This window comes from Chitinophaga sp. Ak27 (assembly GCF_012726295.1).
Taxonomy (GTDB): Bacteria; Bacteroidota; Bacteroidia; order Chitinophagales; family Chitinophagaceae; genus Chitinophaga.
In genome coordinates this window covers 793,525-805,900 of record NZ_JABAOB010000002.1, presented here as the reverse complement: position 1 = coordinate 805,900, position 12,376 = coordinate 793,525, and the positions used below count along the sequence as shown (strand labels likewise).

The window sequence follows — 12,376 nt, the reverse complement described above, 5'->3', positions numbered from 1 at the left end:
TTACGTACCGCACATGCTGTTCCGCGCCGAGGGCCCTCAGCAACTGGTTCCAGCAGGCATACGTATCGTATCCGTGCAGCAATCAGGTCATGACATGTTCATTTAAAAAGATGATTTAATTGGCTGCCTGGTAAGGCATCACGGTAATAGTTCTTCCCTGTATCTTAAAATGTACGATTTTGGTCAGCTCCAGTGCTTTCAACAGCTGTGTAATACCAGCTGTACGGGCTACAATACCGGACAGCGTTACGTTGGTCAGGTCTCCTTCATATTTCACTTCCACATCATACCAACGGGCCACTTCCTGCATAATGCTGCGGATATTGGTTTCCCGGAAATAAAACTCTCCATTTTTCCAACCCAGCGTTTCTTCCATATTGGGTTTGTTCACCAACAGTTGCCCCGTATGGTGATGCAGCACCGCCTGCTCACCGGGGTGTAATACCATCTGGTTATTCACTTTTACGGCACCCTGTACCAGGGTAGTTTTAATTGTTTCCTCTTCCGTATAGGCCTTCACGTTAAAGGCGGTCCCCAGTACCCGTATGTCCATGCCTTTGGTGGCTACGATAAAAGGTTTCCGGGCATCGGTGGCAATATCGAAATAGGCTTCTCCCGTTACCTCCACTCGCCTGTTACTATCTGCAAATGTAGCCGGGTAGCGGATAGCGGAAGCCGCATTGAGCCACACCCGTGAGCCATCCGGTAAAGTGAGCTGATACTGGGAACCATTGGGCGTTTGCATGGTGTTAAAAATCAACTCTCCAGTTTTAGCGCCTGATGATTGATAAGCCAGTTCTCCATTGGTCAGTTTTACTACCTGTGCGGCGCCCTGCCTGGCGATAGTACCATTCCCTGCGCTGTCGAGCGAAATACGTGAACCATCGCCCAGGATCAGGATGGGATGAGCTGCTTTGCCTGCAGGCAATTCCAGCCTCGCCATCATTTTACCTGCCTGGTAGCGGTGTGTGTGCCATTTCCAGCTAATGCCCAGCAGCAGTAAAAAGATAGCGGCAGCAGCGGCATATTTAAACCAGGAACGGGAAATCAATGGCGTATATACCTTATGTACCACGTTCATAGCGGCATCCTGCATGCGGGCCTGCATCATGATATCGGAGGCCATCTCTTCCGCGTTATAGTCGGCATTTTCGATATACGCCGGGTCGGTAAACGCCTGTTGAAGCAGCTGGTCCAGCAATGCCTTGTTCTCCGGTTGCCGCGCCATGGTGCGAAACTGCCGGAGCTCTTCTGCATTGAGTGTACCACTCATGTATTTTTGAAATAATGCTTCAAAGGTCATATACGGATGTAGCTTTAATGATATCAGTAATACCCGTTCCTGTGGTAAGGACGGAAAACAAATCTGGGGTAAGACAGTAAAAATAAAATTTCATGAAAAAAAGTTGGAAAACACCAGCAACAGTATCAACACCTGCTCCGAATGGCGGCTCAGGTATTCCCGGATGCTCCGCAGCGCCCTCACCACATAGGTTTGGGAGCTGACTATTGATATATTCAGTTTGCGGGATATCTGCGCATGGCTTAGCCCGCTGAAGCGATGTAATACAAATACTTCTCTCAACTTTTCAGGAAGGAGCTCAATGGCTTTTGTCAGCGACTGCTCCAGCTCCTTATATTCCAGGGAAGACTGGGCATTACCTGCCTGGGAGGCTGTCAGGTAATCGGCCAGCAGGTCAATATTATCGGTATGCAGCACTTTCTTCCGCAGATGGTCCATTATGAGGTGGCGGGCGCATACATAAATAAAAGTGGCTGGATTGGTTACCCCCGGAAGCCGCTCCCGGTTATTCCATAGCTTAATGAAGATGTCTTGCGACAGGTCTTTGGCCTGCTCGGGAGAGCGGGTCAGGCGCAGAGCCGTACCATATACCTGCGGCCAGTATTTTGTGACAAGAACCTGGAAGCTCCGCTCATCTCCGCTGGCAACAGAGAGCAATAATTCCTGTTCGTTTTCGTGGATCAAGGTCGGTATCAGTTATTCATACACGTAGTGATGCATGAAAATAATACAACCCGCGCTAATTTACAAAACTACTCTATGGATGGCGTGGTTCCATGCAGCAGAGCAAAGCAGCAAAGAGCTTTGCGTCTTGGCTCCTTTGCTGCTTTGTGTGGGTATTTACTGGTTCATCTTTTCCTGGAAAAGCTCCAGGTACTGGCCTACGTGATAACCATCCATCAGGGCATGGTGTACGTGCACGGATACCGGCATACGTTTCCGGCCATGTATATCTGTCATTTTTCCAAAGGCGATCTTAGGGCAACTGTCTTTAAAAGAAAAACTACGGGCATGGGAAACAGCGGTAAAGTTGATCCAGGGTAAGGATGAATAATGAATCACATTTTCGCCGGATATCGCTGGAACCAGTCCTGTACTGTTTCTCACCCGATAGGCTTCCTGCTGTCCGGCGGCTTCAAAGGTGTGGAAATCGGCGTGATAATCCATATAAGCGAAACCAAAGGTCCCATCGGGCCTGTTGATGGTAGGCGAGGCATGTACCTGGTCGTATATCCATACCTGTCCTTCGCTGATACGGTAACGGAAAGGGGCTATGGCATTCGCGGCCGCCAACGAACGGTGCAGGTACCAGAGGAAGAAGGAATGTCCCCCCGCTTTGGCCTGTTCATAGGCCCTGGTGCAGTCGATCTCTGTACAAACCCCGAAAAAAGGTTCTTCAAAGCGGCTGAAGAATTCAAAATGATCTTTTCTTACCCAGGTATCGAGTGACAGTAATTGTTTCATGATATTAAATGCGGTAGTATGTCTGCCATACTGTTAAATTGATAAAAATGCGGATCTTCAATGGTAACGTCTACATGCTCATGCTGCCAGGTGGTATGATAAGGTATATGCACGGCATAGCAGCCGAGTCCCAGCACCGGCAATATATCCGACTTGAGGGAATTACCGATCATGACAAAGTTTTCGGGGGAGCAGTCCAGGTGCTGGAGCAATTTCTGGTAGTCGCTTTCTTTCTTGTCGCTCATAATTTCAATATGATGGAAATAATGCGCCAGCCCGGATTTTTTCAATTTACGCTCCTGGTCCAGCAGATCGCCTTTGGTAGCCACTACCAGCCGGTATTTACCGGAGAGCGCTTTCAGCACATCTTCTACCCCATCCAACATTTCAATGGGCTTGTTTAACATCTGCTGTCCGCACTCAATCACCTTATGCAGGATGGCGGGAGAAGCGGTATTTTCCGTTACCCGCAGCACCGTTTCTATCATGCAAAGCATAAAAGCTTTAATCCCGTAGCCATACAGCGGCAGGTTGGCCATCTCTGTTTTAAACAGCTCCTGCGACACCGTATGACGAGGCAGGTAATCTTCCAGCAGGCTGCAAAATTGTTGTTCTACTTCCTGGAAATAAGGTTCGTTTACCCAAAGGGTATCATCTGCATCAAATGCGATGACTTTAATATGATCCACCATTGTGTTATTTTTGTATTTTACCGGCTGCAAAAATAAAACCAGGCGCTGAATTAAACGGGACATTTGTCCCACTCCCAGGATATGTTACGAACCAACACCGCTTTTCTGCAGTTCGTAGAACAGCTTTTCGAGGATAAGCAGGCAGGAAACGCCATACAGCTGAAATCATTTGCCGCCGGCGCCCACCTGATCCGGCAGGGCTCCATCATCTCCCAGGTATACATTATCCGGGAAGGTATCACCAAATGTTATATTGCAGAAGATAACGGGAAAGACTATATTTTCGAATTCTTAGGTACCGGCGAAATCACCGGGGAACTGGAAGCTATTAACAAGGGCGCCTGTTTATCCAATATTACCGCCCTCACCCCGGTGACGGTTTTTACTATTCCGCATAACCGGTTTATGGCACTGCTACGCAGTTACCCGGAATTCAATGAACTGCTGCTGAAAGTTTTGGCTGCCCGGATCTATCAAACCTGTATCCGGACCTCCTACCAGCAACTGTACCCGGTAGAATATGCGCTGTTGCGGTTGCTGTCGCTGGAAGCCAGCCAGCAAACTTTCTTCTCCAAAAAAGATATGGCCGCTTACCTGGGTATTTCTGTCAGAAGCTTTAACAGGACGTTGAAAGATTTGAGGGAGAAAAATATCCTGGATAAAGAAGGGTTGAATATCGACCTGAGTAAGGAACAGTTGGAGCAGATGATTAAGCGATTTGAGGACGCATAAAAAGGGACCGGATGATCCGGTCCCTGATTCGCCTGTTTATTTTTCTTTAGCTCTTCTATTTCCTTCCACTGCCGCGCATTTTCCTTCTTAAGGTCGATGATGTATAGCGTCAGCTCTTCTATTTTCTGCAATAGTTTCTTGTTCATTTCTCCCAGGTCCAGTCCTTCTTTTTCTACTTCCTTTTCCGCCGGATATCGGGAAGATGCTTGTTTTCTTTGATTCTTCCAGCAAAACATAGGTAAACAATTTAAGTAAGGTGTTTTAAAACCGGGATAACAAGATGTTGGGTAAACTTATCTGGTAAAGGGTTATACAGCCAGTCATCATAGGTATCGCTAATATCAGGGCGAAGATAATAAAAAAACACTACCGGGATTTTCCCCGGGTACCGTAAATTAATTTTGCCACGTCGCAAAAATGAACTTATTTTAACGCACTCAAAATGACTTCCATGAAACACCCTGACTTATCCTAAGTGCGGCGCTTGCCGTTTCTTTTCACCACTCCTAATAACCATGTAAACTCGCCACAGTTATGCAAAGTAACTACCTCCGTTTTCTTGGTCCCGTCTTCAAAAGAGCACAAATAGAAGATCGCCGGGCCGAAATCATGCGACAATCTGCCCTTATCGGCGGAAAGGAAGGAATCCAAACTTTCACCACAGAATCCTTTACAGAGGAAGATCAGCAACAGATACTGATACCTCCTGAATTCAATGGGAAAGATTACGTGACCTTCCTGCTGCACATCGATGCGGAAATTGAGCATGGGCTGATGCTACAATACCTCTATGCCGCTTATAGCCTGGGCGGGCCACAGGTACCGGATCAATACCGGGACCAGATCAGCTCCTGGCAGGAGGTGATCCTGGGTATTGCCAAAGAGGAAATGGGACACTTTGTATCGGTACAAAACGTACTGAAACTGATTGGCGCGCCTTTACATTTCGAGCGGCAGGACTATCCCTGGGATACTCCCTTTTACCCGTTCCCCTTTAAACTGGAACCGCTTACCCTCAACTCGCTTGCAAAATATGTATATGCAGAAGCGCCCGTCGATTTCATTAACAGCGATGACCCGTGGGCTAAAGAGATCAAAGACCGTGTAGCGGCAGAAGTGCCCAAAGCCAACACGGTAGGCGCTTTGTTCCATGTGCTCCTGCACCTGATACAGGACCCCAAGGTTATTAGCGACGATATATTCCAGGCAGACACCTACCCTTACCAGGCCAAGTTTGATGAATGGGGCCGGGGTTATACCGGCGGACAACGGGGCAATACCAAGCAGGGAAGTCCCCCCGGTAGCCCGGATGTATTGGTAATGCCGCTGGCCAGCAGAGATGATGCCTTCAACGCCCTTAACGCCATTGCGGAACAGGGAGAAGACAATACCGGCGCGAGCGCCGACCCATCCCACTTCGAGCGGTTTCTCAACATTTACAAGCAGATGAGCGCCGTAGTGAAAGAAGCCGGCAGCAGCTGGGCGCCCGCCAGGAACGTAGCGGTAAACCCCTACATCCCTGAAGACGTGGAAGATGGCAGCAGCGATCCCTCCGAGGGACAAACCGCCGACGAGGAAAGAGATCAGATTACCAACCCCGATGCACAAAACTGGGGACATCTCTTTAACCTCCGCTACCGGCTACTCCTCAATTTCCTTACGCATAGCTTTGTGCTGGAAGATGGATTAAACAGCGCCGGCGCCATAACCCCACGGGGCCTGATCATCAACTCCACCTTCGGAGAGATGTACAACCTGCGCAGCATTGCCACCGCTATGGTTCAGATGCCGCTGACCGTGGGTACGGGCAATAAAACAGCAGGCCCGCCCTTCCTCACACCTTATACGCTGTCGTTACCAGCAGGTGAACACAACAGGTGGCGCGTACACGCCGATCTATTACAGGCATCTGCCACGATGATCGACACCCTGCTGAAAACTACGGCTGCCCAGCATCACCGCTACCTGTATGCCCTCCAGGAAGCCGACAGCAAACTGCTGCAGATTATCAGCGATATGGTAGCCGTACCTGCTTAACATCACCGCTTAAAACTATTGCTATGAAAATTACCGAAATACGTATACTTCCCCCCTTTGCCGTGGCGAGACTGGGATCTTCTGTTCTGCCGGTGGCCGCCTACGACCTGGAAATACCGGCCGATAAGCCGCTGGGGTTCCGCAAAATCGTTCCTCAGCCTACCTTTTATGTAGACCCCGCTACACACGAGCTAAGCGTTGACACACCGGAAGAAATTATATTTAAAGATGCCAGCAGTACCACGGATACGTCTGGCACCATCCGCCCGGTGGCGCCTTTCCTGGAAATATTTGCTATCACGGAAGATAATCCCGGCACCCTGGTTCCCCTTACCACCGATCTGCTCACAAAGGCAGGTTACCAGCTCTCGGATATCTCCTGGGTAATCTCCCTGGGTAATTCGAAAATTATGCGCAGAACAGGCCAGCCAGCGGATAACATCACGGCCAATGTGGTGATTGAAAAGGGCAATTTTGCGCCGCAGGCGGTATTGGCTTCGTGCGACAACTTCATAACGGGAAGAAAACTGCCGCTGGGATTTGTGCAATTCATCAAACCCAATAAAGATTTCCCGGAAATCAGGCTACGCTATACGCCCGGACCAGGCGCTGTATACGGCTGCTCCCGAAACAGTATCAAAGCCGAAGGCCAAGCGCCTACGCACGACTACAATATCAAAAGTGATGCATATGTGATATACGATCCTACCAAGCCATGGGCCAAATACAGCGAATCACCCAACTTCAATCCCACCTACACTATGCCCGCCCAGATTTTCGCCGGCTATTCCGATGCCGACGGCAATCAGCATAGCTGGGGATATATCGACGATGAATGCGATGGTACGGTAGTCATCAACATCGGAACGGACGGCCAGGCTCCATTGACCGCCTCCGCGCACATCTGCGCAGGCCCTCCCGCCTTTGCACCGGATATCCTACCCATCCGCGCCATTTCAGATGAACTGGAACAAATACTCCATGGCACCGACCGTGACGGAGAAGTAGGTATTGAAGAAGCGGAAGAAATTGTGCGCCGCGCCTTTGAATCCATCACACTGATGAATACCACCGTGATGAACGGGAATCCTATCAATGGCCGGTGGAATGTAGCCAGTACCATGGTGCGGCAGGATACCAACGACTTTGGCCGGCTGTATGAACCTATTATGGCCGGTTCTATTGTAGACAACCTGGCTCTGCGCACCCTTCATGAAAGGGTATTCAATGGCCTCAGCACCGGCATGGCCGCCTGGTTTGCAGATGCCCTGCGCCGGCCGAATAAAATAGGCGACCTGTCCGACAAAGAACGCCGTAAAATGCCAGGACTGATGCGCGGCGCCGATGGACGCGGTTTAACCCTCACCTATCGCATGATCAACACAGTGATAAAAGCCGCCGCTTCTGCCATGTTCCGGGATAACGCCGACGCCAGTACGACAAAAATATATCCGTCCGGTTCCATCAAAGCGTCAGATCTCGACGCGCAACTCCATTACCGGGGGCAGGGCAACCCTTACAGCGTACTGTCAAGAGCCGCCATCTCCAACTGCTTCCCCGGCCTGGAGTCTGACTTCAGGAACCTGTGGCGGCATATTTTCATCGGCATCACCATCAGTGAAAATGATAATTACGTATTGGAAGATACCACCAGTAACAACCTGGCCGGACGCCGGATCGTGGGCATCAACGGTAAGCCTACGATGGTGGCCGGAGAAGGCCCCGTTTTTCCCGGAGGTGATAACGTAGCGCTGCGTACCCAGGACAACCCTAATGGCGCAGCCTTCATGGAGTGGTCTAACTTCATCGCTTCCCTGAAAATCAAAGGTGGCGATCAGGTTACCCTGCAATTTACCCCCGAAGCAGCTACTCTTCCCGTACTGGTAACCGAAGATCAATTGAAGACAAGCGCATTCCCTGCCCTTACTTTTACGGTGCGCGAAATCTTCGATACCAACAACGCCTCCATCTCAACACAGATACTGCGCCCGGGAGAACTTACCCAGGGTCTTTGCGCACCCTGGCAAAACGACTACCGGGAATGCGCCTGTTACTACTGGGCCGCTACCCGCCCCGATTATGTCAATGTAGAACCGGGAGAAAACGGGCTCAGTAAAGGCGATATGTGGCTGGCAAAAAGACGTACCGGGGAGTACGTACCCGACAACCGGGTAGATTCCAGGCTGTTTTCTTACAACGACCTGTTTCAAAACTGGGAAGGTGAACTAAACTTCATCATCAACGGCCGCGATGCCCTCAGCAGTGGGAAACAGGCAACGGGCGCAACGGATGATCGCTTCCCCGAATGGGATGGGAAAATGGACTTTGTAGAGGAGCCCAGCCAAACCAAAAAGAAAGCGGAAAGTACGTCCCCCAACCACGACAAAAATAAATCATGACACCTTCTTTTCCCTCAGACATAGCCAGGCAGTCCATCCACCTTGTGGCCAGTCGACTGGCATCGGAAGTAGCCAAGCAATCTTTGCTTGGCTCTTCTCAAATACACCTGGTTCCCGGCGCAGATCACACCCGGCTCTTTGTGAGCAATGGCAGCCGCTATTACAAGATTGCCGATACAACGGCTGCACATCTGCAGCAACTCATACAGCTGGGTGATGAATCTGCCATTCATCGTGAACTGGTAGCCATGGGACTCCATATGCCGCCGGCGATCGACGACACGCCTTTGCAGGATCCCCCTGTACACGCCTTGTCGCTGGCCATTGCACAGAAATGCAACATGGGCTGTACCTACTGTTACGCCGACCAGGGCGACTTTGGCGGGCCCGCTAAAAACATGCAGCTGGATACTGCTAAAAAATCGATCGACCTACTGTTAAACAATGCGGAACCCGGCCGGAAAGTGCAGGTAACCTTCCTGGGAGGCGAACCGCTCATCAACCGCCCCGCACTTCGGGAGGCCACCATCTATGCAGCGGAAGCGGGCGCTCGCAAAAACATACCGGTTCATTTTTCTATTACCACCAACGGCACTTTAGTGAAACCTGACGACGCCACCTTCTTTGAAACCTATGGCTTTGCAGTAACGGTGAGTCTCGATGGCATCGGCGTCCAACACGACCGGCAACGTCCCTTTAAAAACGGCGCCGGTACCTATCAGCACATCATTGAAAAAATACAGCCCTTGCTCCGTATCCAGCAACAAATGCAGGTATCGGCCCGGGTAACGGTAACGCCGGGGCAAAACGACCTGGGTGACACCTTACTGGAATTTGTCAATATGGGCTTTCACAGCGTAGGCTTCTCTCCCCTGCTGCGCGCAGCTAACGGCCGCGACGAAATGACGAAGGAAGACCTGAAAATGATGCTGGAAAACATGATTGCCTGCGGCCTCCTGTTTGAACAACACGTGCTGCAGGGCAAGCGGTTTCCGTTTCTCAACATGATTAATGCCCTGAAGGAAATTGGTAAAAATACCCACCGGCCATACCCTTGCGGAGCAGGCGCAGGATATATGGGCGTATCTGCCGACGGTGGATTATTTGCCTGTCACCGCTTCGTGAATGAACCTGCCGGCAGCATGGGAAATATCTACGACGGCGTAGACAGCACCCTGCAAAACAACTGGCTGGCATCCCGGCATGTACACCAGCAAACGCCCTGCAGCAGCTGCTGGGCGCAATACCTATGTGGAGGCGGATGCCACCACGAGGTACTTGAAAAGGGACGGCATGCCTGTGATTATATCCGTGGATGGCTACACTACACCTTACAGGCACATGAACGCCTGAGCCGCCTTGCCCCGGATTGGTTTATGTAAACAACCGCACAAATGGATAGCTTCGATATTCTTATCCTGGGCGCCGGACCGGCGGGCACCTGTGCCGCACTGCGGCTGCTGGCGCTGGGATATCGTGTAGCCCTGATTGAGAGCGCCGCTTTTCCCCGTCACCAGGTGGGGGAATCGCTATCGCCGGGTATTCACAACCTTTTCGATTACCTCGACGCTACGCATCTATTGCAACAACCCCATTGTCAACATCAGCTGCCCGCCCAGGTCATCTGGGAATCCACCACACCTTTTCAACTAACGCCTCAGCTCCGGGGACATGGCGTAATGGTAAACCGGGGACTGTTCGACAAAGACCTGCTGGAACTGGCCGTGGCGCGCGGCCTGCACTTGTTGCAACCGGCACGTTATGAAAAAAGTATTCGCCATGCGCAGCATTGGGAAATACAAGTCCGACTCCCCGAACGCCGCATAACAGTACATAGCCGGCTTGTGCTCGATGCCCGTGGCAGACAAGGCATTACCCAATCTGAAAAATTAATAACGGCGCCGCCCATGGTAGCGTTATGGGCGCACATCGACGCCAGTCAAATGCCAGCCGCCACCTGCGTAGAGGCCATTGCCAGGGGTTGGTTATGGGGCGCGCCAACGGGCGATAATCAATACCGGGTAATGGCATTTGTAGACCCGGATAGCCTGCAACAACAACCGGCCGCGATAGTATATCAACAGCTGCTTCGCCAAACAAAATTATTTCAGGCGCCTGCATCGCCGGAGCGCCCGCAATCCTGCCCCGTTACTGCTTATGCACATATACAGCCCTGGCGAAACGATTGGTTACAACTGGGCGAGGCAGCTTTCGCGATAGACCCCTTATCATCTACCGGTGTAGAAAAAGCCATGCGTTTTTCCCTACAGGCAGCGATTGCCATTAACACGGTACTGAAAGGCGGTGACGCAGCCATGGCACAACAATTTTACGAGGAAAAGTTACTGGAATCAGTAGTACATCATACCCAATGGACCCGGCAGTATTATGCAAAGGGCTGGCCCGGCGTGATGCACGCTTTCTGGAAAGACCGGTCCGTTCCCTATCTCCCCGAAAAAATTACAACAACCCCCTTTTCACAACAACTGTCAGATGCCCTGCAACAAACCACTGCCCCGTCGCCGTCCCCGGCGGAAGGAGACAACCCACCTCCAAACCTGCTAAAATTATGGCCGGGAAGCATTCAGCTCTCCCCGGCCATAAAATATGTTACCACGTCTTGTGTGGTAAATGATTGCCTGCAATTAAAAACCGCTATCCGCCATCCTAACCTGCAAAGAGATATTGCCTTCCTCGACGCAGTAGAAATTTACCCGCTATTACTAATGGTACCCGGCATGTCGTCTTTTGGCATGCTGGTAACCACGTGGAGTAAACAGCTCCCTTTCTCGCTGGCCGCTAAAATGGCGGTGTTCCTATGGGATAAGGAAATCCTGTGCCCGCAGTGATCACTGATTGTCCATTCCCATATACACCCCGCGATCGGCCACAATTCCTGTTTCCTGTAAAAATGCAGCCATGTTAAACCCACTGGCCTGGTAGCTGGCCTGTACACTGGTTTTCGCTTGTGCCAATGCTTCACGGCTTTCCCATTGCGCTACGGTCACACAAATCAAATTGCCCTTGTCATCCGTATACTCGTACGCTGCATCGCTGATAAATCCAGGCAGGGTTTTAATCATGCGCCGGTTAATACCGGTTCTTTCCCGGAAGGCGGCAATGGCCGCAGCCGGTACCAGGAATTTATCGATAAATGCTACCTGTTGGGGATGCGGTGGCGACGGCAGCACGGGCGGTAATACCTGCAACGCCTGCAGGAAGCCCAGGCGATCTGTTAATATTTCCGCATGGCTGACTTTGCCGTTACGCAGCTGGTAAATAGCCATGCCGTCGTTGGTGACTACCTTTCCGGTGGGTGCCAGGTGCAGGTAGGTACCCGTATGTGTACCAGTCCATTTCCAACGGACCATTACTTTATCACCCTCTGCCAGCAAGTCTTCCAGCTGGTAATGTATATCCGGAAAAGCTGCCCGCAGTATCGCGATGGGTGTCTGAAATCCGGCCGCACCTGTCCCTCCACGCACACCTGTATAATCATCGGAGATATAGGAGGGTAACAACTGCGTTTGTTGCTGATTCAATGCTTTTTCATACAATTCTTTGATCACTTGCTTATTTGCTTCCATGATAGTCGTGTTTACCTGTTTTGTGAAATGTTTTTTACGAATGGTTTGCGCATTGGAGATACCTGTGAAGAGCAAACATGCTGACAGCAGGTATACCCGGGCTGGTACTGGTATCATGCGATTTATTTTCACAAAAGTACTTTCCCCGCCAGGCGGGGAATT

The 12,376-nt window shown here is 50.9% G+C and carries 10 protein-coding genes; 5 read left to right on the top strand and 5 right to left on the bottom strand.

Features of this window, described 5'->3' with window-relative positions; genetic code table 11:
- Nucleotides 1–115: 115 nt before the first annotated feature.
- The 4 genes from HGH90_RS11015 to HGH90_RS11000 form a co-directional block, all read right to left on the bottom strand.
- Nucleotides 116–1,303: a FecR family protein gene (locus tag HGH90_RS11015; protein WP_168767365.1), complete on the bottom strand. Its 1,188-nt coding sequence runs from the start codon at nt 1,301–1,303 to the stop codon at nt 116–118.
- A 90-nt stretch (nt 1,304–1,393) separates the two neighbouring features.
- Nucleotides 1,394–1,987 carry an RNA polymerase sigma factor gene (locus HGH90_RS11010; RefSeq protein WP_168767366.1) on the bottom strand — a complete coding sequence of 198 codons (594 nt, stop codon included), beginning with the start codon at nt 1,985–1,987 and terminating at the stop codon, nt 1,394–1,396.
- Between the two features lie 156 nt (nt 1,988–2,143).
- Entirely contained in the window at nt 2,144–2,767 is a 624-nt protein-coding gene (locus tag HGH90_RS11005) for a chloramphenicol acetyltransferase (protein ID WP_168767367.1), read from the bottom strand.
- Nucleotides 2,764–3,459: an HAD family hydrolase gene (locus HGH90_RS11000; protein ID WP_168767368.1), complete on the bottom strand. Its 696-nt coding sequence runs from the start codon at nt 3,457–3,459 to the stop codon at nt 2,764–2,766. The genes HGH90_RS11005 and HGH90_RS11000 overlap by 4 nt, the downstream gene beginning before the upstream one ends.
- 81 nt (nt 3,460–3,540) lie before the next feature.
- On the opposite strand from HGH90_RS11000, the gene HGH90_RS10995 reads away from it, so the two are divergent.
- The 5 genes from HGH90_RS10995 (at nt 3,541) to HGH90_RS10975 (ending at nt 11,476) form a co-directional block, all read left to right on the top strand.
- On the top strand, nt 3,541–4,191 hold the full coding sequence (locus HGH90_RS10995; RefSeq protein WP_168767369.1) for a Crp/Fnr family transcriptional regulator: 651 nt from the start codon (nt 3,541–3,543) through the stop codon (nt 4,189–4,191).
- 534 nt (nt 4,192–4,725) lie between these two features.
- On the top strand, nt 4,726–6,228 hold the full coding sequence (locus HGH90_RS10990; protein ID WP_169191085.1) for a ferritin-like domain-containing protein: 1,503 nt from the start codon (nt 4,726–4,728) through the stop codon (nt 6,226–6,228).
- A gap of 23 nt (nt 6,229–6,251) precedes the next feature.
- Nucleotides 6,252–8,627 (top strand): hypothetical protein, encoded by a 2,376-nt coding sequence (locus HGH90_RS10985; protein WP_211172620.1) that lies wholly within the window; start codon nt 6,252–6,254, stop codon nt 8,625–8,627.
- Nucleotides 8,624–10,009 carry a radical SAM/SPASM domain-containing protein gene (locus tag HGH90_RS10980; RefSeq protein WP_169191084.1) on the top strand — a complete coding sequence of 462 codons (1,386 nt, stop codon included), beginning with the start codon at nt 8,624–8,626 and terminating at the stop codon, nt 10,007–10,009. Before HGH90_RS10985 ends, HGH90_RS10980 begins: the two co-directional genes overlap by 4 nt.
- Before the next feature lie 12 nt (nt 10,010–10,021).
- Entirely contained in the window at nt 10,022–11,476 is a 1,455-nt protein-coding gene (locus HGH90_RS10975; RefSeq protein ID WP_168767372.1) for an NAD(P)/FAD-dependent oxidoreductase, read from the top strand.
- Here the strand turns inward: HGH90_RS10975 and HGH90_RS10970 are convergent, their stop codons facing one another.
- The gene (locus HGH90_RS10970) at nt 11,477–12,331 is read right to left on the bottom strand and encodes an ester cyclase (protein ID WP_169191083.1); all 855 of its coding nucleotides are present in this window, start codon (nt 12,329–12,331) and stop codon (nt 11,477–11,479) included. It lies immediately after the preceding gene.
- Between the last annotated feature and the right edge of the window lie 45 nt (nt 12,332–12,376).